This window comes from Chryseobacterium piscicola (genome assembly GCF_900156685.1).
Classification (GTDB): Bacteria; Bacteroidota; Bacteroidia; order Flavobacteriales; family Weeksellaceae; genus Chryseobacterium; species Chryseobacterium piscicola.
The window spans coordinates 213,032-238,242 of sequence record NZ_FTOJ01000003.1 but is presented as its reverse complement, the minus strand read 5'-3'; the positions used below and the strand labels follow the sequence as shown (position 1 = coordinate 238,242).

Genomic DNA, 25,211 nt, shown 5'->3' with positions numbered 1-25,211 from the left:
TTTAAAAACATTTTTCACAAAACCCCAAAAAAAGGCAAAAAAAAACCGGTTAATAAAACCGGTTAAAAATTCTGATTATTTTTTAGATTCTTCTACAGAAACTTTTCTGAAGTCTTTGAAGAGTTTGCTTAATTCTAAAGCTGATTTACGAGCTCTAGTACCTGCTGCTTTGTTTCCTTTCTCAGCTTGTTGATTAGCTTCTGTTGTGAACGCTTCAAATTCTGCGTTGATTTTTTCAATAAGTTCTTTCATGTCTAATAAAATTTAGGTTGCAAATATATGGTTTCAGATAATATAAGCATAACTTCGTTACAAAAATTTAACACAAATATGTGCATTTATGGGCTTTGAGGTTGGTTTGTATTCGTTTTTTGATTTTAAAGACCTGGTTTTCGTTCTAAAACTTATGTAAGAATAAAAATCATTTCAAAAGTTTTTGATGTCTTTTATACATTTTTTTGCTAGAATCAATTCTCTTCGAATATATTTTTTTTTCCGCTAAGTATAAAAAAAGTCTGTAAAACCAAATTTGCAAACTTTTTTTATTCATAATTTACTAAAATTTAGAAACTCTTGGTAATTTTCAAGATTATAAAAATCTACTTAATGCATAGATTCAAGTAATCTGTTTATTCTGGGAGAGACTATTTTTCTAGATGATTACTTTTTATCAACAACAATTCTTTCTGCTCTATTGGCTAATTCCCACGCGGTAGCAAAAACTAGCTGCGTTCTTTTTTGCAATAAAGGAAAATCAATCTTATCAACATCATCCGTTGGTTTATGATAATCTTCATGAATACCATCGAAGAAAAACGCTACCGGAATATTATTTTTAGCAAAGTTGTAGTGGTCTGATCTATAATATAATCTTTCTGTATCTGCGGGATCGTCATATTTATAGTTTAATTCAAGTTTGTTCGTATTTTTATTAGCAGCTTCTGTAATTATTTTCAGTTGGGAACTTAGCATTTCTGAACCGATGACGTAAACATACTGCTTACCACGATTTTCTGGATCATCACGACCAATCATATCAATATTAAGATCAGCAACGGTATTAGCTAAAGGAAAAACAGGATTATCTGTATAAAATTCAGAACCAAAAAGCCCGTGTTCTTCGCCTGTTACGTGAAGAAATAAAATTGAACGCTTTGGCCCATGACCTTCTTTTTTAGCTGTTTCAAAGGCTTTGGCGATTTCCATTACGGCAACAGTTCCGCTTCCGTCATCGTCTGCACCGTTGTAAACCACTCCCTTTCGGGTGCCAACATGATCGTAGTGACCTGAAATTACAATTATCTCATCTGGTTTTTCACTTCCTTCAATGAAGGCTAAAATATTTTCAGAATCAGGAAGACTTCCACCACCACGTTTTGCCATGTAAGATGCCGGAACTTTCTGGTAAAATGATCCTAAAACTTTTGGGAACGAAATTCCGTTTTGCTTGTAAAAATTAATCATGTATTCACCGGCTTTCTTTTGCCCAGGGCTTCCGGTGTCTCGTCCTCCCATCTCGTCAGACGCAATCACTGTAAGATTTTTTTTCAGACTTTCTAAGCTAATGCTTTGGTATGCAGATTTATAAACCTTGTCTTCTTTTGCAGATTTTGTAGAGACTGCAGTTGTAGAATTATTTTTTATAACCGTAGATTTTGTACTTCCACAAGAAGAAAGGATAACCGCGGATAAAAGAGGTAACAGAATTTTAATCATGTAAAATATTTTCTTAAAATTAAGAAAAAAATCTAAAATGATAGACGAATTAAGTTTTTTATTATATTTGATAGAAACTATGGAAACAAATTTACAATTTACTGATTATTCGTTTTTTACACAAATGTCTTTGCTAGCTCAGAAACATCAAAGTTTTGATTTGTCATTAGGTTTACCAGATTTTGAGGTTGATGCACGACTTAGGTTTTACCTTAAAGAATCTGCAGACAGCATTTCTCACAGTTACGAATCTCTTGCTGGAAATCCTTTGTTAATAAATAAGATTGTTGAGTTTAATGCCTCAAGAAAAAATCAAGTTCTTATCTGCAATGAAGAAGTAAACGTTGTTCCTTGTTCTACTTTTGCATTGTATACTTCTTTAAAATCAATTTTAAAATTTGGAGAAGAAGTTATCATTATTCAGCCGTCTTATTACACTTATGCTCCTTCAATTGTGATTAATGGTGGTGTTCCTGTTTATTACGAAGTTGAAGAAGATTTCAGTATTTGTTGGGAAAAATTAAAGCTTTTAATTACAGATAAAACAAAAGCAATAATCGTTAACACCCCACAAAATCCTACTGGAAAAATCTGGTCATCAGACGATTGGCAAAATCTATATGATTTAATAAAGGAACAAGAAATTTATGTGATTTCAGAGGAGATTTACGACATTTACTGTTATGATAATCATTCACATTACAGTGCATTTTTGCATCCTGAACTTAGAAAAAGAACTTTTAGTATTTTTTCTTTCGGGAAAATGTTTCATTCTACAGGCTGGAAAGTTAGTTATCTATTAGCAACTCCTGACTTGCTTCAATCATTCAGAAATCATCAACAATATATTTCTTATGGTACCAATGTACCATGCCAGTACGCGATAGCGAAATATCTTGATGTTTTTGATCCTGAAACCAATAGAAAAATCATGCAGAATAAGAGAGATGTTTTTTGTGAAATGATTTCAGAAACGCCATTTATTTTAAATAAAAAGTCCCAAGGTGGTTTTTTTCAGATAGTCAATTTCAGAAATATTTCTAAAACGATGACTGATGTTGAGTTTTCAAAATGGCTTACGGTTGAGAAAAAAGTGTCTTGTTTGCCGTTATCAGCCTTTTATCAGAATAAGAATGATTCAGATTTTATCCGTTTTAGTTTTGTGAAAAAAGATGAAATTATTTATGATGCAATGCAATATTTAAAATTACATCTTTGAAGAAAAAAAAAGCAGACAAAAATGCCTGCTTTAATATCATAAACGCTAAAATTAGTGTGTGTATTTTTCGTTATAGTCTTCCATAGAAGCAGTTATTACTTCTCTGGCATGTTCTACTCCGTATACTTCATCGATTCTGCATTTTGCAGGTTCGTTTGGTAAATTTTTGTAAGTAAGGAAATAATGCATTAATCTATTCACTTCAGCTTCAGGAAGTTGAGAAATATCTGTAAAATGGCCAAAAGCGTGATCTCCGATCAAAACAGCTACAATTTTATCATCAGCTTCACCACCATCAATCATTTTGAATCCACCAATTGGGCGGGCTTCCATCAAAATTCCTCCAGAGTTGAAGTTATGAGAACTCAATACACAGATATCCAAAGGATCTAGATCTCCCATTGTAACATCTGTAGAGCCACAGTCAACCGCCAATTTCATTACTCTAGCATCACAGTAAGTTCTAGGAACAAACCCGTAAAGTGCAGGAATAATATTAGAAAATTTTTGAGGTCTGTCTACTTTTAGAAAACCAGTTTCTTTATCGATTTCGTATTTTATAGTATCTGTAGGTACAATTTCTACAAAAACGTTTACGGTTTCTGGTGCATTTTCTCCAGCGGAGATTCCGTGCCAAGGATGTGCTTTAAATTTTGGAATCATTATTTATTAATATGTATATTTTAGTTTATGCAATAAGTAAAATTTCTTTTCTCAAGTCTTCGATGGTTTCTGCTATATAGTCGTTTTCGCCCATATAGTTCATTAGAAAAACAGTTTTAAAGTCGCTTAAAGAAGCATTGTTATTCATACTGTTGTAGGTTTTATGCAAAAGTTCTACAACGGCATTTTTAGAATCAACGATGTTTTTCCAAGAATTTCTAGTGATATAAAGCTGTTGAGAAGCGTTGTATTCAAACTCTTCGGTAATCGACTTTTCTGTAAGGAATATAAACTCGTGTATAGCCAAATCTTTATCAAATTTCTGAATGATATTTGAAGGTTTTATTCTTTCTAAAAAGAGAGTCATTCTTTCGTAAGAGTGAGTTTTGTTTTCTGAATTTGATTTTACGCTAAGAAGCTGTAATTCCTTATTTTTTAAGTTGATATAAGTGTACACAAACTGTCTCAGCAATACCAAAAACGGAATCGCCACAATCAATGCAAAAGCGTAGGGTAAATATTCTATTAGTTCAGTCATAATTTAAGGCAACAAAATTACAATATTTTCTATTAAAAATGAATAATTGATTTATTTGCTCTAAAAGATTAGTTTAAATTAATTTGAAACTTGTTCTTCTCTAAATAAAATATTTTTAAAAGCTTCTGCAGCAAGGTGTACCTGCACAGCCCAATCGTCTGCCGCGTCGCTATTGGCGTCATCAGAAATATATTTGAGAGATACAAATGGTATGTTTTCTTTCCATGCAACCAATGCTAATGCATAGGCTTCCATATCGATAACGTTGTATTCTGTATTGAGATGATTGGTTTCAAAACTATCTCCGGTTCCGCAAATTCCTACTGGTAAATTTTCAACTTCAATCCCATTTTCAAGAATGATGGGAATATTGGAAAGAGGTGTTTCAAATTTCTGAAACCCAAGACCTCTCACATCCATATCACGCTGGATAAATTTTGTACAACAAACCACATCTCCTTTTTTGAAACCAAAACCACCCGCCGAACCAAGATTAATGATAAGCTTTGGTTTTTTCTCAATAATTGCCTTTGTAAGACTGATTGCTGCGGTTACTTTTCCGATTCCTGTAATGAGTTTTTGGGTGTGATTAAACATTTCTTTTGCTTCAAATTCTAAAGCGAAAACGAATAAAATATCTTCTAAATTATAGATTTGGTTTTTGTTTAATTTAATCATTTTTTTAGGGTAGGGTTGTTGTTATTAGTTTAGCCTGCTCATTTGAAATTATTATTTTACCTGATGGAAACTTGCCACTGCAAGTTAAAACTATACTCAGTATAACTACTTTTCACATCTTTATCCATCTAAAATATTTAGAAAAACGATGCAAAAATCAGGACGAATAGATTATAATTTAAAATTAAGTATCTGTTTAAATTTCATCAAAATTATTTTCCTAAAACCTAAAGAATGGCTATAAAATATAATTATAGAATCATTTTTAAACACACTTTACATTTCATCTGCGTTTATACTATTAAATACTACAATCATCCTCACTGCAAGAAAGATCTTTATTATCATTAGATGTAAAACTACTTTCATTATAAGCCTGAGTTATCGCTTCCTTAAAGGTTTCGACGGGTTGTGCGCCAGAAACACCATATTTTTGGTTGATGACAAAGAAAGGAACTCCTGAAATTCCGAGTTGAGAAGCTTCAATAATTTCATGTTTTACCTCGAGATCCAAAACTTTACTGGAAAGTGCTTCTTTAATCATATCAGAATCTAAATCTATTTTTTTTCCCAGATTGATGAGTGTTTCCGAGTCTCCAATATTTTTTCCTTCAAGAAAATGAGTTTTGAATAGTTCTTCTTCCATTTCAGAACCCAAATCATTTTTTTTAGCTAAATGAATGAGCTTGTGAGCCTGAAAAGTGTTGGTAATAATTGCCTTTTCAAAATTAAAATCAATACCCGCAGATTTTCCCATTTCGGTAACCTGTGCAGTCATTTGCTTTGCCTGATTTTCGGGAAAGCCTTTTTTTTCTTTAAAATACTGAGCTGTAGTAATTGCTTCGCCCATTTCAAGACTTGGATCAAGCTGAAAACTTTTCCATTCTACATCAATTTTATCTTTTAATGAAAGCTCTTCCAAAGCATTTTCAAAATTCTTTTTTCCGATGTAGCAAAAAGGACACATCACATCAGACCAGATTTCAATTTTCATTTTTTTTATTTTTAAAATGTAAAGATAAAATAAAGTGGCAGAAAACAGGGACGAATCTAACGATTTCATCTAGTAAAGAAGTATTGCTATTTCCTTGTACTTCATAGAAAAATAAAATATGTAACTTTCTTTTAAATGATTGCTTTTGCAATAACAATATGTGAAAATGATATTTTACCCTTCTTTATCCTAAACTGATGCTAGTTGTTTGTAGTCATTAGAAAAATGATAAAATTTATTTTGAAAAGAGTTTTCATGAAATTTATCTTTATTGGAATATACAAAAACAAAAAATGTCTATTATAAAAATAAAAAAACCTAACAAATCTAAAATCTGTTAGGTTTAATTTTAAAAAAGAAACATCTTAATAATGTCCTTTCCCAATATAATGCGCGGCAACCTTTTCAGTCAACGCCACCACATTTGGGTTATTGGTGTATTTTGTAAATCTTCTTAAACCTGAAAGCATCATTCTTTGTTCGTCGCCTTCTGCGAAAGAAACAATTCCTTCTTTGGCAGCTGAAATTATTTTTTCGATTGCTTTGTAAAGATTCAATTGAGACATTGCAACTTCTACAGAATCAGCAGAGAAGTGTTTTCCAGCTCTTAAAACAGCAGATTCTGCCATGTAGATTTGGTTAAGAATTTCAGAAGCATTTAATAATAAATGCTGTTGCTTCTCAATATCCATCATGTATTTTTGAAGAGCAGCTCCTGAAACCATTAAAAATACTTTTTTAAGATTTGCCAAAATTGCTTTTTCTTCGCTCATTAATTCAGAATAATCAGGAACTTCAAATGACGGAATTCCCATTAATTCTTTAGAAATTGCCATTGCTGGAGAAAGTAAATCCAATTCACCTTTCATTGCTTTTTTGATTAACATTCCGACAGCTAAAAGACGATTGATCTCGTTGGTTCCTTCATAGATTCTTCCAATTCTGGCATCTCTCCATGCTGCTTCCATTGGCGTATCTTCTGAGAATCCCATTCCACCATAAATCTGAATTCCTTCATCGGCAGTAACCTGAGTAAGATCTGAAACGAAAACTTTAAGAATAGAAGCTTCTACTGCGAACTCTTCAACACCTTTCAATTCTGCTTGTTGATGATTCATTCCTCCAGAAACCAATTCTTCAATCTTATCTTCAACATTTTTTGCTAAACGGTAAGAACCAGCTTCACTCACGAAAACTCCGGTTGCCATTTCTGCCAATTTCTTTCTGATGGCTCCGAAAGTTGAAATAGAAACCCCAAATTGTTTTCTTTCATTTGAATATTGAATCGAATGGTTCAAGATTCTTCTTTGTCCATCAAGGTTTGCAGCAGCTAATTTTATTCTACCCACATTCAATGCATTCAAAGCGATTTTAAAACCATTGTTTCTTTCACCCAGCATATTTTCAACAGGAATTTTCATGTCATTGAAGAAAACCTGACGGGTAGAAGACGAACGGATACCCAATTTGTGCTCTTCTTCACCAAAAGTTAGGCTGTTTGGATCTTCCAATTCTGAACGGTTGATCACAAAACCTGTAATGTTTTTGTCATCATCAATTTTTGCGAACAATGTAAAAGTATCTGCAAAACCTGCGTTTGAAATCCACATTTTTTGTCCGTTGATGATGTAATGTTTTCCATCTTCAGATAATTTTGCTCTTGTTTTCCCTGAATTCGCGTCTGAACCAGCATCTGGCTCAGTCAAACAATACGCTCCGAATTTTGTTCCTGTAGCCAGATCTGGAAGATATTTCTTTTTCAATTCTTCACTTCCATAAAGAAGAGTGGGTAGTGTTCCAATTCCGGTATGTGCTCCATAAGCTGTTGCTAATGAACCATTTCCTCCTGAAACGTAATCGCAAGCCAACATTGTACTTACGAATCCCATCCCAAGACCTCCGTATTCCTCAGGAACGGTGATTCCCAGAAGTCCCATTTCGCCTAATTTGCGCATTGTTTCTTCCGTCAATGCATAATCTTTTTTCTCAAAACGATCATGATGCGGAATGACTTCTCTGTCGATAAATTCTTTCGCAGAATCACGAAGCATTTTTTGTTCTTCTGAAAGTTCTTCTAAAGTGAAGATTTCGTTTGCTGGAATTTCTTTGATTAGGAATTCGCCACCTTTTAAATTTGACATATTATTTATTTTTTTATTTTTTGTTTAAGACGGATAGATAATAGACAAATAGATGATAGATTTTGATAGGCTAATCTATTATCTATCTTTCTATATTCTTTTAGTCTTTTAATGTGTTCTGAAATACCATTGTTGCTTTTTGAAATTCTTCAATTTTAATTTCAAAAAATTCACTTCTTTCATCAGATAAATATTTTCTATGATTTGCCAGCAGTATTTGTGTTTGCAATTCAAATGATGAGCCTAAAGAAATATCTAAAAAATGACTAAAAGACTTATTTGTTCTGCTTGAACCTTCAGCTATATTTGATGGGATTGAGATTGAACATCTGTCCATTTGACTCTTCAAACCATATTTTTCATAAGCTGGAAAAGTATCTGTAAGATCTAATGTAAATTTTGATAATTCCATACTCATTTGCCAAATTTTAAGTTTTTTAAAATTATGCCTTTTAAAATCATTCATCATTTCTTGTGTGCTTTATTATCTATTATCTATCTGTCTATTATCTCATTGTCTATAGAAGTTCAAAGATTGAAGCTGCTCCCTGTCCAGTTCCCACGCACATCGAAACCATTCCGTATTTATTTCCGCGTTTTCTCATTTCGTCAAGGAGTTGAACGGTCAATTTCGTTCCGGTACAACCAAGTGGATGGCCAAGAGCGATTGCACCACCGTTTACATTCAGAATATCAGGATTTAAACCTAATTCTTTTTTGATAGCAACCGATTGAGAAGCGAAAGCTTCATTTAATTCAATCAATTCAATATCTTTCAATTCTAAACCTGCCTGTTTTAAAGCTTTTGGAATTGCATAAATTGGTCCCATTCCCATGATTCTTGGCTCAAGTCCCGCTGCAGCATAAGCAACCAATCTTGCTTCAGGCTCCAATCCTAATTCTTTTACCATTTCTTCAGACATCACGATCACGAAAGCTGCACCGTCACTCATTTGAGAAGAATTTCCTGCGGTTACGCTTCCTCCGTTTGCAAAAACGGGCTTTAATTTAGCTAAACCTTCCAAAGATGTGTCTAATCTTGGGCCTTCATCTACAGAAAAATCAAACTTTTTAGTCTGCATTTTCTGGTTTTCATCCAAGAAATTATATTCTACAGGAATTGATACGATTTGATTGGCAAATTTTCCTTCCTGATTTGCTTTTAAAGCTTTTTGATGAGATTCAAAAGCAAACTGATCTTGTTCTTCTCTTGAAATATTAAATTGTTTCGCAACTTCTTCCGCAGTATAACCCATTCCCCAATAATAATCAGGATTTGATTTTGCGATTTCTGTTTCGGGAACTGGTTTGTAACCACCCATCGGAATGTAAGACATAGATTCTGTACCACCTGCGATGATGCAGTCGGCCATTCCTGCCTGTATTTTTGCCGAAGCAATGGCAATCGCTTCACTTCCAGAAGCGCAATATCTATTCACAGTTACTCCCGGAACTTTGTCGGTTTGTAATCCCATCAAAGAAATTAAACGCGCCACATTTAAGCCTTGTTCAGCTTCCGGCATTGCGTTACCTACAATTAAATCGTCGATTCTGTTTTTGTCTAGCTGCGGAACGGCTGCCATGAGTTTTTCGATGACGGTTGCTGCCATTACGTCGGGTCTTGTAAATCTCAAACTACCTTTTGGAGCTTTTCCAACGGCAGTTCGGAATCCTTTTATGATGTATGCTTGTTTTGACATATTTTTTTATTTATTAAAATTATTTTAATGCCTCGCAGAGGCAAACTGTTAATAGCAATTTGTTTGTGTTTTGCGGAGCTCCGTAGGAGCGGTCTGTTAATTATTTTCAATCCATTCAAATAAATATTTTGAATCATATTCAATTTCAAATTTTTCTAAAAATTCCAAATATTCATTTTTAAATGATTTGTTCTTATGATGTTCTTCCTGATTTAAAATATATTTCACAACCAAATCAACATTGCTTTTAGAATAAGAGAAAGCTCCATATCCTTCCTGCCAATTGAATTTTTCGGTCATCCATTTTTTATCATTAATAAATTTTGAAGAACCTGCTTTAATATCTCTAACTAAATCTGAAATCGAAATATTAGGATTTATACTTACAAGGATATGAACGTGATCGGGCATCGCAAAAACTGCAAATAATTTCTGACCTCTGTTAGAAACAATTCCTGTAATGAATTTATGTAATTCTTCTCTGTTTTCTTTTGAAATCAGGTTTTGTCTTCCTTTTACAGCGAAAACAATTTGAATATAAATTTGTGTATAAGTGTTTGCCATCATTAATATTTAAAATTAAACATTGGTAAATCATTCATTAACAGGTCGCTCCTACGGAGCTAGATTAAAAATTCGCATCTAATTCTATTAACAGATCGCCTCTACGAGGCTTTGGATAAGAAATCTTTAATCATTCTGCTATTAACAGGTCGCTCCTACGGAGCTAAAATTAAAATTGGTTCAACATTCTATTAACAGGTCGCCTCTAGGAGGCTTGATTGTGATTTCCAAATCATTCTGCTATTAACAGGTCGCTCCTACGGAGCTAAAATTAAAATTGGTTCAACATTCTATTAACAGGTCGCCTCTAGGAGGCTTGATTGTGATTTCCAAATCATTCTGCTATTAACAGGTCGCTCCTATGGAGCTAAAATTAAAATTGATTCAACATTCTATTAACAGGTCGCCTCTAGGAGGCTTGATTGTGATTTCCTAATCATTCTGCTATTAACAGGTCGCTCCTATGGAGCTGGATTAAAAATCCGCATATAATTCTATTAACAGGTCGCCTCTAGGAGGCTTGATTGTGATTTCCAAATCATTCTGCTATTAACAGGTCGCTCCTACGGAGCTTCGCTTAATTTCTCAACGGTTTTCCTTTCTGTAACATAAACTGGATTCTTTCCAAAGTTTTTCTTTCACCACAAAGCTGAAGGAATGTTTCTCTTTCAAGATTTAATAAATATTGTTCGGTCACAACGGTTGGTTCAGAAAGATTTCCGCCTACCAAAACATTGGCTAATTTATCAGCAATTAATTTATCGTGTTTAGAAATGAAATTCCCTGTTAACATCTGATCAGTTCCCACATAGAACATGCCGAGCGCATCTTTTCCGAGAACTTTTACGGTTTGTTCGATTGGTTGTGTGTAACCATGCTCTGCCAAACTTTTAGCCATCATTTTTGCGGTCATAATCTGACGTTTTTTATCAACTACAACAACATCTTTTCCTTTTTCCAGAATTCCCATGTCGTAAGCTTCGTAGGCTGAAGTTGCTACTTTACCCATTGCAATGTTCATGAAAGCTTCACGGAGACGGTTGTTTTTCACATCATCGCTGTGGAATTCTCTAGAAGTTCTTAAGGCAAATTCTTTCGTTCCACCACCTCCAGGAATTACGCCGACTCCTGTCTCAACCAATCCTATATAGGTTTCTGCTGCTGCAACCACTCTGTCTGCGTGCATTGTCATTTCGCAACCGCCACCGAGAGTCATTCCGTGAGGAGCAACCACGACAGGAATTGAAGAGTAACGAACTCTCATCATCGACTTTTGGAAATACGCAATCGCCATATTCAAATCATCCCAATCTTGTTCGATTGCCATCATTAAAATCATCGCTAAATTGGCTCCGACAGAGAAATTTGCACCTTGATTTCCAATAACTAAACCATCATATTCTTTTTCGGCTAAATCAATCGCTCTGTTTAATCCATCGAGAACTTCACCTCCAAGAGAATTCATTTTAGAACGAATCTCGAAATTGATAATTCCATCACCCAAATCTTCAATGGAAGAACCTGAATTACTCCAAAGCGTTTTGTTTTTTCTGATATTATCTAAAATAATAAATGATTCTTGCCCCGGAATATTATTATAGTTTCCTGAATTTTTATCGAAGAAAATACTTTGTCCGTCTTCATTTACTTTGTAAAAAGATTCTACATTTTTAACCCAATCAGAAACTTCATAACCGGCTTCTTTCGCCAATTCGATTCCTTTTTGAACGCCAACTGCATCCCAAATTTCGAAAGGTCCGTTTTCCCAACCGAAACCTGCTCTCATCGCATCATCGATTTTGTAAACTTCATCAGAAATTTCAGGAACTTTATGAGAAACGTAAGCGAATAATGCTCCCAAAGATTTTCTGTAAAGCTCACCAGCTTTATCTTTTCCACCAATCAAAACTTTGAATCTGTCAATTGGTTTATCAATATTTTTAGTTAATTCTAAAGTCGGGAAAGAAGATTTTCCTTGAAGTTCGTATTCTAAAGTATCAAGATTTAAACCGTGAATTTCAGATTTTCCATCGGCAGCTTTTACTTTTTTATAGAAACCTTGTTCAGTTTTTGATCCCAACCATTTGTTATCAACCATTTTCTGAATATAATCAGGAAGAGCGAAAACATTGTTGAAATCATTCGCTTCAGCACCGCTGTTACGAACGCCATTGGCAACCATTACCAAAGTATCTAGACCAACAACATCGGCTGTTCTGAAGGTTGCAGATTTTGGTCTACCGATAACAGGACCTGTTAATTTATCAACATCAGAAACATTTAAACCTAATTTCTGAACATTGTGAAGCAAATCCATCATCGAGAAAACTCCAATTCTGTTGGCAATAAACGCAGGTGTATCTTTAGCTAAAACCGTAGTTTTTCCTAAGAATTTAGCACCATAATTCATGTAGAATTCGGCAATTTCTGGATCAGTCTCTTTGGTTGGTATCACTTCCAAAAGCGGAAGATATCTTACGGGATTGAAAAAGTGAGTTCCTGCAAAGTATTTTTTGAAATCATCGCTTCTTCCTTCCACCAACATATTGATGGGGATTCCTGAAGTATTAGATGAAACTAAAGTTCCAGGTTTTCTGAATTGTTCTATTTTTTCATAAACTGATTTTTTAATATCCAATCTTTCAACAACAACCTCAATAATCCAGTCGGTGTCTTTTATTTTCTTTAAATCATCATCAAAGTTTCCTACTTTAATACGCTCCGCAAATTTTGGAGAATAGAGTAGTGCCGGACTTGATTTTTTCAGTTTTTCAAAGTTTTCAGAAGCAATTCTGTTTCGAACGGCTTTGTCATCTTTGGTCAAACCTTTTTTCTGTTCGGATTCGTTCAATTCAAACGGAACAATGTCTAGAAGAGAAACCTGCACGCCTATGTTGGCAAAGTGTGCAGCAATACCGCTTCCCATGATTCCTGAACCTAAAACTGTAACGTGTTTGATTCTTCTTTTCATATATTACTATTATTTCTTTTGATTGTTTGATGAAATTATTTGTTTCCTACATTTAGGAAAGTAATTATTTTCTGTTATTTAAATCGTTGGCTATTTTCATAATTTCGGTCATTACTTCTTTAAAGGTTTCTAGCTTATCTGGAGCAATTTTTTCCATCACTTTTTTATTAAAATTGACAACAACTTCTTTCGACATATTTCTTGAGCTCAATCCCTTGTCGGTAAGCTTGATGATTACTTCTCTTTTATCAGTAGTCGTTTTTTCTTTGTAAATATATCCGTTGTCTTCAAGGAGTTTAATAATCCTTGTGAGAGAAGTAGGCTCAATTGCCATTTTAGGACCTAAATTGGTGCTTCTTGTACCTTCTTTTGGGTCAATTTTTAATAAAGTTAAAGCTTGTACTGCCGTAGAATCATGTTCTTGCGCAAGTTCCGTATACATTTTAGAGACAGCCAACCAGGTCTGCTTCAAAATGAGATCAACGTTTTCTGTTTTGTCTTTATTATTATCCATCTTATTTTTTTCCTAAACGGTTTTATCAAATGTAGTAAATATTATGCATGCATAGTATTATTGAATGTTAAAATTTGTTAACATCCTGATTTATAAATGATTAAAATGTATGATTAGCATAATACTATGCATGCATAGTATGTGAAATAAATAATTAAAACTTTGATTTAATGAAGGTTTGTGATTAATTTGACTATTTTTTCAAAAGATTCACATTGGTATACTTTTTTATCGTGTGAAATCTCCCAATTTAATCCATTAAAGCTAAAAACAAACGATGATAAATCTCTTTGAAAGTTTTTTTGAAGTAAAGAATACAACATTTCTTTGTGAATTTGTGGAGAGTTTATTGAGGGAGCCACAAAGTTTTCATTAACTTGGAAAAGAGAAGCATTGGTTAATTCATCATGTTGAAGAAGAACATCTTCAACAATTCCAGAGAATAATTGTTGATTTTTTATATACCAAATTTTGTCTGCAAACTCCTTTGCTAAACGCCAGTCATGAGAAGAAAAAAGAATAAGCTTATTTTGTTCTTTAGAGAGTTTTCTAAGAGTCTTTAGAATAATAATTTTATTTTTTTCATCTAAATGTGTTGTTGGTTCATCTAAAACAATAATTGGTGAATTCTGTGTTAAAGCACGACCAATGAAAGCTTTCTGTAGATTTCCGTCTGATAGATTTTTGAGCGGTGTGTTTTTGTATTGATTCAAATTCAGTTCGTCTATTATATACGAAACCTCATTTCTGTCTTCTTGTTTAAGCTCAAAATAATAGGGATAGTAAATGTATTTTCCCAAAGAAATTAAGTCTTCTACCGTATAATTTTGTGGAATGACAGCTTTAGAAAAGACAATCGCAATCTTTTTTGCAATTTCTTTTACGGATAAGTCTTGTATATTTTTTTGATCAATTAAAATTTCTCCATTTAATAAAGGATTTTGATGAAGTATGGATTTTATTAAAGTAGTTTTTCCTACACCATTATTTCCAATTAAGAGGCAAACTTCACCTAAGTTCAGAGAGGCGTTTGCATTTGAAATTAAGGCTGTGTCATAGCCAATGTAGGCTTGGTTGATTTGTAGGTGCATATTTTATATAGAAATAAAAATGATAAATAATAGGAGCGGTATAATACTAAATATAAAATATAAAAATTTATTTTGTTTGAGTTTCAATAAGCTATAACTACCTAAAATAAGAGATCCCCAAAAAGCAAAAGGAATACTAATTATAAACCACCAATTATGACCAAATGAATAGATCCAATGCTTTTCTTGGCTTATCCTAAAAATCTTAGAATATTCTAGAAAAACGAGACTTATTACAAACAAAATGATGTTTGTAATAATTAATTGTTTTTGTGTTATTTTGATATTCATAGTTTATGATTCCTGAATTATCACAATTATAGTATTTTATTTTAAGGAATTGCTACCAAACTAACATTTTTACTTTTAAACTCTATTCTGCTTCAAAAGCATCATCAAAATTACAGGAATTCCAAAAATTGAGCTGATCACATTTAAAGGAATTTGACTTTTTTCAGCTGCAATCGAAAATAGCAACATGATTAACATTCCTAAAAACATATTTAAAATCCATTGTTGCCATAATTTTGCAGGATTGTAAATTAACCTACAAAAATGGGGAACAATAATTCCTATAAATAAAATAGGGCCTAAAAAAGCAGTGATAGAAGCTGAAAGTAGGGAAGAAGTTAGTATAATCAGCAGCTTCAGATGATTTAAATTTACTCCTAAACTTTTGGCATATGAACTTCCAAACGAATTTCCTATTAAAGGTTTGATGGTTTTAAAACAAAAAAACAATCCAATTACAACCAAAATAGACAATACAATAATTTGATTTTTAGAAACCATATTATTAGCTCCAAATGACCATAAAATATAGTTTTTTAAACTTTGATTTTCTGCATAAAACTGAAGCAGAGAAACAATAGCTCCCGCAAAAGCTGAAACTAAAAATCCAAAAATTATTAAATATGATTTATCTTGAAATTTATTTGATATAGACAGCAAAACAAGCATCAAAACTAAACTCCCAATAATTGAAGATAGACTTAAAAAACTATTTTGCAAAAATTCTGGTAGTAAAATACTGTTTGAAAAAAAAATATAAAACGCTACGGATAGACTCGCTACTGACGTAATTCCTAAAATGTCTGGTCCGGCAAGCGGGTTTTGAAAATACTCCTGCATCAAGAATCCCGAGCTTGGAATTGAAATACCCGCCAAAATCATTGCTAAAACACGATTTACGCGAATTTCTGCAATTTGACTATTGGTTGAATTACTAAAAAAATCATTGAAATTTAAATTTAAAAATCCTGTATTCAGATTTATTATTGAAACAATTGCGATTGCTAAAATTAAAATTGAACACAAGATTTTGAAGTTTTTCGGCATTTCTAATCTAAAAATTTATTTTAAAAGCTTGGCTATCTTTTCGGTCAGTTGCTTTTCGCTTATATTTCCTAAGGTTTCTTCAGTAGTATCGCCTTTTCTCATGAAGGTAAAGGGAATTTCACCGCCAGTCCATTCTTTAAAATTAGAGTTAAAAAAATTAGCATCCAGAAGCTGAGCATCCAATAAAACTGTATGATTTTCAATTCCTTGTTCTTGAGCGAAAATTGGAACTTTAGAATCCCAAATTTCTTTCTGATCCAAGCTTACAAAAGTAATTTTTACAGGTTGATCTTTTAGTTCTTCTATTTTCTTTTTAAAATGTGGAATTTCTTCCACACACGGCCCACACCATGTTGCAAAAAAATTGGTAACATAAAGCGTATCATTTTTCTTTCCTAAAAAATCTGCAGTATTTGCTGCACTAACTATTGGTAGAGGTTTTGCTACTGGTTTTTGTACTATATTTGAAACCGTATCTTTAGTTTCAGAATTATTTTCTGTATTTGTGGTCTGCTTTTTACAGGCTGATAATGCACATAAAACAAATGCGGACAAAATGATTGTCTTCATATTTTTTTTATTTATTTTTGAGATGAACTTATGAAACAGCAAATTCACAAAGGAAAACCTACGGAATTTCATCCGTTAAAAATAGCTAAAAAGCGAGACCTGACCAAAAATACTTTCTCTCTAGAATTTGAAATTCCGGTGGATTGTATGTCTTTTTTTTCATTTGATTCAGGACAGTTTGTAAGTGTTTTTTTTGAAGTAGATGGTGCAGAATTTATTAATGATTATTCAATAACTTCAGCTCCTTTTGAAAAAAAAATAACTTTAGGAATCAAAATGAATTCTGGAAACAGCAGCGCTTCAAAACTTTACAAAAATTTTAATGAAGGCGACTTGTTGTTTGTGAGTAAACCATCAGGAAGATTTACTTTAGGTTCAAAACCAAGTGAATTCAGAACGATTGTAGGTTTTGCAGCAGGAATAGGAATTACCCCAATTTTAAGTCATTTCAAAAATATCCTTCACAATGAGCCCAGAGCCCGTCTTTTTCTTTTCTATGGGAACAAAAATTTTGAAAATCTGGCTTACCGTGAAGAACTAGATCAAATTACGCGGTTTTATGGAGATAGATTACAAATTTTTTACTTTTTTTCTGAAGAAAAAAATTACAATCCTTTTTTCTTAGGAAGACTTGATGAAAAAAAATTAAATTTAATTATTAATCAAATTTTACACTTAGATGATACCGATGAAGAATCTACAATTTGGGATTCGGTAGATGAAGTTTTAATTTGTGGAAAGGGAGAGATGATAAAAACTTTGGCAAATGCTTGTTATTATCACGGGATTCCAAAGAAAAATATTCATTTTGAGCTTTTTGAAGAATTTAATGAAGATATTTATCCTATTGAGAAAGATTTTTCTTTAATTGAAAATGTTCAGGTGGAATTTAAAATCAATAATGAAACATTCAATGCAGAACTTCCTAGTAACAGTGAGAAAATTTTACAGCAGCTTTTAATTCAAAAATTTAAAGTTCCTTATTCTTGTAAATCAGGAATTTGTGGAAGCTGTGAGTGCTTTTTGGAAGAAGGGGAAGTTGAGCTTTTAGAAAATGAATATTTAACAGAAAAAGAAGAATTGCAGGGAAAAATTTTAGCTTGCATGTCTATTGCTAAAACTAAGAAAATAAAGCTTAATTTTGATTTCAATTGAAAATCATTAAAAACATATTTAAATTTATTTTTCTGTCATCAGAAGTTGTAATTCTTTTGATGTGTATTTGCAATGCCTGGGTTTTTGGGCTTACCAACGGAAGAACATACACCAAGATATCAAAAATACCTCCCCGAGAAGTGGCTCTCGTATTGGGAACATCTCCAAGAATGAGGTCTGGTATTTCAAATCCTTATTTTACGAAAAGAATGGATGCTGCAGCTTTGCTTTATCATCATGGAAAAATAAAAACAATAATTGTAAGTGGCGAAAAAAGCAAAGGTTACGACGAACCTGCTGCCATGAAAAATTACCTTATTTATCAAGAAGGTGTTCCCGAGCACATTATTGTAGAAGACCCGAAAGGTTTTAATACTTACAAAAGTATTCTCCGCTGCAAAAACACTTATAAAAAGAAAAATGTAATCATTGTTTCGCAAGGGTTTCACAATCTTAGAGCATTGTTTTTTGCGAGAAATAACTCTATGAATGCTTTGGGTTTTGATGCCCAAGATGTTAATAAACCAGAAAGTTTTTATAGAAATCAATCCAGAGAAATTTTGGCAAGAGTGGTTGCCGTAGTTTATTTTACTTTAGGAATTTCTCGGGATTAAATTATTAAAATGGATACCCAAATGCGATATTCATTGTGGGTTTCAACGGTTGGAAATATTTTAATCTCCATCTTTCAGCATCTGGTCTATTTGGGTCATATATTTTGTATGCAAAATCTAGTCTCAAAGTAATATATGCAACGTTTACCCTTAATCCGAAACCACTTCCTACACCCATTTGACGAATAAATTTATTAAACTTAAACTGATCATCAAACCCACTGTCTTCTATGTTCCAGATGTTTCCGATGTCGGTAAATAAGGCTCCTTCATACATGTCGTTGAAAGGCATACGATACTCTATATTAGTAGTTAGCTTAATATTACCCATCAAATAAGTTCTTACACGGTTGTCAATCTGAGAATCTGCAGGACCTAACCCTCCGAAAGCCACCCATGCTCTGATGTCGTTTGATCCTCCGTTAAAATAGGATCTTACAAAAGGCATTGTAGAAGAGTTTCCGTAAGGAATTCCTATTCCAATGAATTGCCTAAGTGCAAGTGTTTGATTTCCGTTAAATTTATAATATTTTCTAATATCAAAATCAAACTTTACAAATTGTGCGTAAGGTATCCCGAAAATAGTTTTTTGAGGACTTGAGACAATTCCACCATCATCTCTTTTCTGATTAAAAATATTTGGAATATTTCCTGCTAATTCTACTTTACCGTTGAAATAGAAAGCATTGGGATAATCTTTTTTACCAATTTCGTTATACACAAAATTGTAAACTAGCGAAGATATTAAAACATCTTGTGTTTGCCTGTCTTTGTTTACCAAAGTTCCGCTAAAAGCTAAAAGACGATCTGCTTTCTCTTTATCTAGAGTTAAAACGTATTTTTGATCTTCAATAATCATCTGAGAAACCTGATCTCTAGAAATCTCTCCTGATGTGAATTGCTGACCCAATTGCGGATTATAGGCAAAATAATCATTAAATGCCGCTTTTCGAATGTTGTCATCTCCAACAAAGAAATCGTAATAGCTATCTTTATTTTTGGTTAAACTAAATTGTGTATTGAACAAAGTAAGTCTGTGCGAAACTTTATCATTAACATTCGCAAAATAGTTTAATCCTGTATTAAAATTGACTCTACCCAAGCCGATATTGTTTTGTACCGAAGTTCCTAAAACAATGGATGAAGTAGGGGTATATCTTTTAGGAATTAGTTTATAGTAAGAAAATGGCAAAAGTAATCTGGGAAACTGAAGTGATGCTTGTGCTGAGATTTCATAAGCACCGATTCTTTTGCTGATGTCTCGTGGATTTACAATTCTCCCAAAAGTTCCTGAAAGACTTGTAGAAAGGTTTTCTGCTCCTCCAAAAAGATTTCTCGTTGTAAGATCAATTGACGGGGAAATACCCAAGTTTAAAAGTTGGGAATAATTAACATCTGTTCCCAATTTTAGTTCGTATTTGTCTAGTGGTTTTAAAATGTATAAAAGATCAATAATACTATCGCTTTTCACTCCACCTTCATTTTTTCTATAATCGTCTTCAGCTTTTAGAATGCTAAAGTTGTTCATCGCAAGAAAATTTCTTTTGGTAAGATTAAGCTTTTGCTGGTCATAAACCGATTTATTGTCTTCAATTACAGCACGCCACAAAGCTTGGCTTTTGTATTTATTATCAACTTTATGAAAATTTATTCTACGAAGACTATCTTTTGTTGTACGCTTTTCATAATAATCTGAAATATTATTTACTACGGCAACATCAATATTTCCTATGGTTGCTACTTTGTAACGTGTATCTACGGAATCTTTGTGTATCTCTAGAGTCAGAGGGATTTCTTTTCTGTTTTTTAAGGAATCAGCAACAAAGAATATTTCATTATTGGCATTATTGAATCTATAATAGCCACGGCTTCTCATGATTTCGTTTAGCCTAGAAACTTCTTTCTCAAGATTGGTCTGATCTAAAATATCGCCTTTTTTAATAGCAGATTTAGATATATTATCTTTGAAATGTAATTTAATTGCCAAATCAGGAATATTGTAATAATAATCTTTGATGATTGTAGGGCTATTGTGTTTTACAGTATAATTTACAGTTGCTTTTTTATTAGCCGAATCTTTTTTATCGCTGGCTTTTACTTCTCCATCCCAAAAGCCTCTGTATGTAAGTCTTTTTTCGATAGATTCTGCACTTTTTTCTGTTTTAGTTTCATCAAAAATCACTGGAGCAGTTCCCCAATTATGATAAAGCCTGTCTAAAAAAAGGCTTTTTCCAACACTGCTTTGCATATTGTATTTAGTAAAAAGAGAATCTCTGAGTTTTTGATTTCTCATTTCACCTGGATAGCTCATATATTCAGTAAAAACCGTATCGTATTTTGGGTCTGCAGCATTATAAAACCAGAGACCAAGTGGAAGAAATAGCAATTGCTTTTTGTTGGGTTTTTGCTGCACATAGTCTTTGAGCTCATCATCGAAAGGCTGTTTTGAATCTTCAAATTCAAAATTATTACGTGTAAGAAGATATTGCCCATCTGGTACCTTTTTGGTTGTGCTGCAGGCATAATGCAAAATAATAAATGTTGCAAATGAAAGAATTTTATAATACTTTTGAGGAGATTTCTTATAATGCTTACAGCTCATACAATAAAAGTTTTACAGTCTCTTGATAAAAAGAAGTTCAGGCAAAAATACAATTTGTTTTTGGTTGAAGGCAACAAAATCATTTCCGAACTTCCGCATTCTAACTATAAAATTAAAGAAATATTTTCTACTGATCCAGAAAAATTAATGTTAAAAGGTATTTCTGGCATATCGGTTACCGAAAGTGAATTAAAAAAAATCAGTTTCCTGCAGCATCCAAAAGATTCTGTGGCCGTATGTTACCTATCAGAAAAAAATGAATTTCAGGAGAAAGATTTTCAAATTATTTTAGATGGAATACAAGACCCTGGTAATCTTGGAACAATTATCCGCTTGGCGGATTGGTTTGGTATTGAGCAAATTATTTGTAGTGAAGATACTGTAGATTTTTATAATCCAAAAGTAATTCAGGCTACCATGGGTTCTTTTACCAGAGTAAATATTGTTTATACAAATCTTCCGGAATATTTAGCCAATACTCAAAACCAGAATATTGGAACTGATATGGCAGGAGAAAATATATATACATTTAAAAAACCAGAAAAACTGAATCTAATTTTAGGAAATGAGGGCAACGGAATGCGCCCAGAAACCGAAAAATATCTTTCAGAAAGCGTTTGCATCCCAAGATTTGGAACATCTCAATCTACAGAAAGCTTGAATGTTTCTATGGCGGCCGGAATTATTCTTGGACAATTATTCTCGAAATAAATAAGAGTTTTTGTCTTAAAAAAAAGCTGAAATTAAGGATTAAATTTTCATTTTTTCTTAATTTCAGCTGTCAATATAATCTAATGAAACATCAAATCAGCTGTTCCATGCTAGATACACTTTTTGTTTTTTGATAAGCTTCTAGTTTTCCTCTCAAAAATTTTAGAGCTACAGGCGCAAGATAAATCATTGCAACACCAATAGCTTTTTTCTTCCAATTGCTGCTTTTCAAATTTTTTTTGGCATAGTTGGCAACCAATGCAGTGGTTCCCAACTTAATCAATCCTTCAATAGCATCTCCTTTGAAAGCACTATTTGCTATACCAATGGCAGTATTTTTATTAAAAATCATATTCTTGAATTCAGAAGAAACCTGTTTGGCAATTACGTCTTTTCGTAAAACCGTCACTTCTTCACCATCTTCATCTGTTTTTTCTTTTAGATACTGATCTGTAAAACCATTGGTAAATGCACTCAAGCTTTCTTTGGCATTTTTAAATGTAAGAATTGCCTCAAGGTCATTTACTTCTGCTTGCAAAAGTTTCTTTTTTCTTTTTAGTTCTTCAAGACTATTGTAATTTACACTCATGAGCTTAATGGTTTATAAATTGCACTACTTTATTGGCAATTAAATTTACAATTTTTTTCTTAAAAATAACGACAACAATCATCACGACGATATAAAACGCCGCAACAATCAGAAAACCGTACGAAGTATTATTTAATGCATTACCAATTAAAAAAGCAAGGCCAAAATTAAATAGTATAATAAAAAAAGCAAAAGCTATAAGAAAGATAATTAAAAAGGCAATAATTCCTGCAGAAATTGAGGTCTTTTCGGTAGCCTGTATCTTGATAAGATCTAGCCTTTTGGTTGCATATTCTTTTAGAGTTTCTACCATTATTTTTGTTTTTTGAAAGTTACAAAAAAAGGAACTTTTAAATGAAAGTTCCTTTAACTATTTTAATGTAAAAAGTACGTTATTTTAAGTCATTTAGACCCGCTTCTACATCTTTTACTACATCAGTAGTTTTAGATACGATTTGATCTTTGTACTTATCATAACCATCTTTTACAGTATTTGCAACATTATTGGCAGTATCTTTGAAAGTGGAAGAAATATTGTCATATTGCTCTTTCATTTTGTCAGAAACTTCGCCGTATTTATTTTTTGCTTGATCTTTAAGATCATCAGCTTTAGTTTTGATTTTTTTTCTTGTTTCTTTACCTTCTTCAGGTGCATAAAGCATTCCTAAAACCACGCCAGCTGCGGCTCCTGCTAATAATCCTGCTAAAATTCCTGCTGTATTTCCTTTTTTAGACATTTTTTGTTTTTTTTAAATGGTTAATATATTCGGTTTAATGTTTTTAAAGTTTGCAATTAATATACCAATCAATTGAAATGAATTATAAAAACTGTTAAAAGTTGTTCACATAGTTCAATATTGCCTCGATAGTTTCTTTCTTTGTCATCTCAGTATTATCAATAACAATTGCATCGTCTGCCTGCCTAAGTGGTGCTACCTCTCTTTCGCTATCTATACGGTCTCTTTCTGCTAAATTTTCTGCCACCTGCTTTTCATCAGTCGCAATACCAAGACCCAAAAGTTCCTGATATCTTCTTCTTGTACGCTCTTCTAGGCTTGCAGTAAGAAAAAATTTGAAGTCTGCATTTGGTAAAACCACAGTTCCGATGTCTCTTCCATCCATAATGATTCCGCCTTTTTCTGCTAGTTTTCTTTGGTAGCCAAGCAAAAAGTAGCGCACTTCTGGCTGTTTTGCAACGTTACTTACATTTTCAGACACTTCATTGCTTCTTATTTCTTTGGTAATATTGATTTCATTCAGGAAGAGAACCATTTCGTTTTCAATACTTTTAAATTCAAGATGAATATGATCAAAGTTTTTGAATAAATTATTTACATCAACTGTTCCGTCTTCTTTGCAGCAATTCTGAAGCGCAAACCAAGTTACACCTCTATATAATGCGCCTGTGTCTAAATGTACAAGATTAAGTTTTTGAGCAATTATTTTAGATATTGAACTTTTCCCTGTAGAAGAAAATCCATCAATGGCAATTACCGGTTTTTTCATAAATGCAAATTTCAAGAATATTATTAAAAAATCAAAAAATGAGTACGGTAAATATCATTTTCTTAAATCTTAAATAGATTTCATTCTCCACTACGACTTGTGAGATCAACAGAAACACCGAGTTGATTGACGTTGGCAGAATTATGATATCTGATATGAGCATAATCTAAACGAAATCTTGAAAGTTTAATTCCAAAACCTCCGGAAAGACCCGAAAAACTTCTTTGATCTGTTACAGTAAGTTCGCTTCCTCTTCTGACATTGTACCCTAAACGGATATTGAAGCTTCTTTCTGGGAAAAGTTCGGCACCCAGAGAAAAGTGATCCGCAATTTTTCTCCCGATATTCACTTCTTGCCCGTTGGCGTTAAGTTCTGAGGAGATGTCAAACTGCTGAAGGTCATGTACTGTAATCGTTACAGCTAGAGGAAAGTTAGGAACAATTCTTGTGTACCCAAGATCAATTCTGAAAGGTAAATTTTCTCTTACTCCGTTAAATGATTTAAACTGATATCCGAAATTTCTAAAAACCAAAGAAGCCGTTTCTTTATTTTTTTTGTGATGATAGGTAATACCACCAGTTCCTGAAATCGCAGAAGATGAGTAAGTATCTATCTTTGAAGTGATGAAATTTAAACCTCCACCTATCGTCCAGTTTTCCTCAAATTGGTAAGCATATCCTGCACCTACGGCAACATCAGAAGCGGAGAATTCCCCCATTTCGAAACCGCTTTCGTCAGTTCTTGGGATATTTCCGTAGCTTAGGTATCTTGCATTAGCAGTCAAAAAATGACCATTATCCATATCTTTTGCAAAAGCAACGGTTCCGTATTTTGAATCTGCTAGGTAGGCGGTCGCATTTATAGCAAGTTGCATATCAGAATCTTTATTTAACAAAGAAGGATTGGCAATTGCAAACGACACATCTTGATCTCTTACAGATATCGCATCACCACCCAAAGCTGCTTGTCTGGCAGACACTGGAATGTTTAAGAAAGGATATACATTCATTCCGTTTTGTGCAAACGAAACAAAACCTGCGAGCACGAGAGGGAAAAATAAAACTTTCTTCAATTCATTATATAATTAATGCAAAAATAATCCTTTTTAGTACTTATCAAAATATTTGTTTAAGTATTTACGCTATTATTTGTTAAATATATTGAAGTTTAAGATTAATGTATCGTTTTTTTACTTTTTTTTCGAAAATTAAATGAAGCTTATTTGATTTAATTTTCAAAGTTTTTTTCTTAAATATCATTATAATTCAATCTAAAATTAAAACTTTTGAAGCATGAAAATTTCTAAAAAATAATTGCTATTAATGTTTATATTTGC

Annotated in this window: 25 protein-coding genes; 4 read left to right on the top strand and 21 right to left on the bottom strand. The window is 32.8% G+C overall.

Going from position 1 to position 25,211, the window contains the following annotated elements; translation table 11 throughout:
* Positions 1 to 75 precede the first annotated feature (75 nt).
* Together BW939_RS07115 and BW939_RS07110 are read right to left on the bottom strand one after the other, a co-directional pair.
* On the bottom strand, positions 76 to 252 hold the full coding sequence (locus BW939_RS07115; protein ID WP_034684091.1) for a histone H1: 177 nt from the start codon (positions 250 to 252) through the stop codon (positions 76 to 78).
* Positions 253 to 660: 408 nt separating this feature from the next.
* Positions 661 to 1,716: a M28 family metallopeptidase gene (locus tag BW939_RS07110; protein WP_084566615.1), complete on the bottom strand. Its 1,056-nt coding sequence runs from the start codon at positions 1,714 to 1,716 to the stop codon at positions 661 to 663.
* Between the two features lie 37 nt (positions 1,717 to 1,753).
* Here BW939_RS07110 and BW939_RS07105 point away from each other — a divergent pair, with 37 nt between their 5' ends.
* On the top strand, positions 1,754 to 2,935 hold the full coding sequence (locus BW939_RS07105) for an aminotransferase class I/II-fold pyridoxal phosphate-dependent enzyme (RefSeq protein WP_228417148.1): 1,182 nt from the start codon (positions 1,754 to 1,756) through the stop codon (positions 2,933 to 2,935).
* A 51-nt stretch (positions 2,936 to 2,986) separates the two neighbouring features.
* On the opposite strand, the gene BW939_RS07100 is transcribed toward BW939_RS07105, so the two are convergent.
* From BW939_RS07100 to BW939_RS07035, 13 genes are all read right to left on the bottom strand, one after another.
* A complete protein-coding gene (locus tag BW939_RS07100; RefSeq protein WP_076451213.1) occupies positions 2,987 to 3,598 on the bottom strand; it encodes an inorganic pyrophosphatase in 612 nt (203 codons plus the stop codon).
* Between the two features lie 25 nt (positions 3,599 to 3,623).
* On the bottom strand, positions 3,624 to 4,136 hold the full coding sequence (locus tag BW939_RS07095) for a DUF7935 family protein (protein WP_076451211.1): 513 nt from the start codon (positions 4,134 to 4,136) through the stop codon (positions 3,624 to 3,626).
* A gap of 78 nt (positions 4,137 to 4,214) precedes the next feature.
* Positions 4,215 to 4,814 carry a 5'-methylthioadenosine/S-adenosylhomocysteine nucleosidase family protein gene (locus BW939_RS07090; RefSeq protein WP_076451209.1) on the bottom strand — a complete coding sequence of 200 codons (600 nt, stop codon included), beginning with the start codon at positions 4,812 to 4,814 and terminating at the stop codon, positions 4,215 to 4,217.
* Positions 4,815 to 5,115: 301 nt separating this feature from the next.
* Positions 5,116 to 5,808, bottom strand: a complete 693-nt coding sequence (locus BW939_RS07085; protein WP_076451412.1) for a DsbA family oxidoreductase — start codon at positions 5,806 to 5,808, stop codon at positions 5,116 to 5,118.
* A gap of 365 nt (positions 5,809 to 6,173) precedes the next feature.
* The gene (locus BW939_RS07080; protein WP_076451207.1) at positions 6,174 to 7,949 is read right to left on the bottom strand and encodes an acyl-CoA dehydrogenase family protein; all 1,776 of its coding nucleotides are present in this window, start codon (positions 7,947 to 7,949) and stop codon (positions 6,174 to 6,176) included.
* A 100-nt stretch (positions 7,950 to 8,049) separates the two neighbouring features.
* Entirely contained in the window at positions 8,050 to 8,415 is a 366-nt protein-coding gene (locus BW939_RS07075; RefSeq protein WP_076451205.1) for a four helix bundle protein, read from the bottom strand.
* Positions 8,416 to 8,467: 52 nt separating this feature from the next.
* Positions 8,468 to 9,649 carry an acetyl-CoA C-acyltransferase gene (locus tag BW939_RS07070; RefSeq protein ID WP_076451203.1) on the bottom strand — a complete coding sequence of 394 codons (1,182 nt, stop codon included), beginning with the start codon at positions 9,647 to 9,649 and terminating at the stop codon, positions 8,468 to 8,470.
* Positions 9,650 to 9,745: 96 nt separating this feature from the next.
* Entirely contained in the window at positions 9,746 to 10,213 is a 468-nt protein-coding gene (gene tnpA, locus BW939_RS07065) for an IS200/IS605 family transposase (protein ID WP_076451410.1), read from the bottom strand.
* 577 nt (positions 10,214 to 10,790) lie between these two features.
* Entirely contained in the window at positions 10,791 to 13,184 is a 2,394-nt protein-coding gene (locus BW939_RS07060) for a 3-hydroxyacyl-CoA dehydrogenase/enoyl-CoA hydratase family protein (protein ID WP_076451201.1), read from the bottom strand.
* Positions 13,185 to 13,248: 64 nt separating this feature from the next.
* Entirely contained in the window at positions 13,249 to 13,698 is a 450-nt protein-coding gene (locus BW939_RS07055; RefSeq protein ID WP_076451199.1) for a MarR family winged helix-turn-helix transcriptional regulator, read from the bottom strand.
* A 167-nt stretch (positions 13,699 to 13,865) separates the two neighbouring features.
* On the bottom strand, positions 13,866 to 14,789 hold the full coding sequence (locus BW939_RS07050) for an ABC transporter ATP-binding protein (RefSeq protein WP_076451197.1): 924 nt from the start codon (positions 14,787 to 14,789) through the stop codon (positions 13,866 to 13,868).
* Between the two features lie 366 nt (positions 14,790 to 15,155).
* A complete protein-coding gene (locus BW939_RS07040) occupies positions 15,156 to 16,127 on the bottom strand; it encodes a FecCD family ABC transporter permease (RefSeq protein ID WP_076451194.1) in 972 nt (323 codons plus the stop codon).
* Positions 16,128 to 16,142: 15 nt separating this feature from the next.
* Positions 16,143 to 16,697, bottom strand: a complete 555-nt coding sequence (locus BW939_RS07035) for a TlpA family protein disulfide reductase (RefSeq protein WP_076451408.1) — start codon at positions 16,695 to 16,697, stop codon at positions 16,143 to 16,145.
* Positions 16,698 to 16,727: 30 nt separating this feature from the next.
* Here BW939_RS07035 and BW939_RS07030 point away from each other — a divergent pair, with 30 nt between their 5' ends.
* Together BW939_RS07030 and BW939_RS07025 are read left to right on the top strand one after the other, a co-directional pair.
* The gene (locus BW939_RS07030) at positions 16,728 to 17,852 is read left to right on the top strand and encodes a 2Fe-2S iron-sulfur cluster-binding protein (protein WP_076451192.1); all 1,125 of its coding nucleotides are present in this window, start codon (positions 16,728 to 16,730) and stop codon (positions 17,850 to 17,852) included.
* Entirely contained in the window at positions 17,849 to 18,466 is a 618-nt protein-coding gene (locus tag BW939_RS07025; protein ID WP_076451190.1) for a SanA/YdcF family protein, read from the top strand. Before BW939_RS07030 ends, BW939_RS07025 begins: the two co-directional genes overlap by 4 nt.
* Before the next feature lie 4 nt (positions 18,467 to 18,470).
* On the opposite strand, the gene tamL is transcribed toward BW939_RS07025, so the two are convergent.
* Positions 18,471 to 21,068: a translocation and assembly module lipoprotein TamL gene (gene tamL, locus BW939_RS07020; protein WP_076451188.1), complete on the bottom strand. Its 2,598-nt coding sequence runs from the start codon at positions 21,066 to 21,068 to the stop codon at positions 18,471 to 18,473.
* Here tamL and BW939_RS07015 point away from each other — a divergent pair.
* Positions 21,054 to 21,779: a TrmH family RNA methyltransferase gene (locus BW939_RS07015; RefSeq protein WP_076451186.1), complete on the top strand. Its 726-nt coding sequence runs from the start codon at positions 21,054 to 21,056 to the stop codon at positions 21,777 to 21,779. The two genes, tamL and BW939_RS07015, sit on opposite strands and share 15 nt — an antisense overlap.
* Positions 21,780 to 21,870: 91 nt before the next feature.
* Here the strand turns inward: BW939_RS07015 and BW939_RS07010 are convergent, their stop codons facing one another.
* The 5 genes from BW939_RS07010 to porQ all read right to left on the bottom strand — a co-directional run bounded on the left by BW939_RS07010 (position 21,871) and on the right by porQ (position 24,947).
* Positions 21,871 to 22,368 carry a phosphoribosyl-ATP pyrophosphatase gene (locus tag BW939_RS07010; protein WP_076451184.1) on the bottom strand — a complete coding sequence of 166 codons (498 nt, stop codon included), beginning with the start codon at positions 22,366 to 22,368 and terminating at the stop codon, positions 21,871 to 21,873.
* A 4-nt stretch (positions 22,369 to 22,372) separates the two neighbouring features.
* Positions 22,373 to 22,681 carry a phage holin family protein gene (locus tag BW939_RS07005; protein WP_076451182.1) on the bottom strand — a complete coding sequence of 103 codons (309 nt, stop codon included), beginning with the start codon at positions 22,679 to 22,681 and terminating at the stop codon, positions 22,373 to 22,375.
* Between the two features lie 79 nt (positions 22,682 to 22,760).
* The gene (locus tag BW939_RS07000; protein WP_076451181.1) at positions 22,761 to 23,105 is read right to left on the bottom strand and encodes a YtxH domain-containing protein; all 345 of its coding nucleotides are present in this window, start codon (positions 23,103 to 23,105) and stop codon (positions 22,761 to 22,763) included.
* 94 nt (positions 23,106 to 23,199) lie between these two features.
* Positions 23,200 to 23,874, bottom strand: coding sequence for a (d)CMP kinase (gene cmk, locus BW939_RS06995; protein WP_076451179.1), 675 nt, complete (start codon positions 23,872 to 23,874; stop codon positions 23,200 to 23,202).
* An 80-nt stretch (positions 23,875 to 23,954) separates the two neighbouring features.
* The gene (gene porQ / locus BW939_RS06990; protein ID WP_076451177.1) at positions 23,955 to 24,947 is read right to left on the bottom strand and encodes a type IX secretion system protein PorQ; all 993 of its coding nucleotides are present in this window, start codon (positions 24,945 to 24,947) and stop codon (positions 23,955 to 23,957) included.
* Positions 24,948 to 25,211 lie beyond the last annotated feature (264 nt).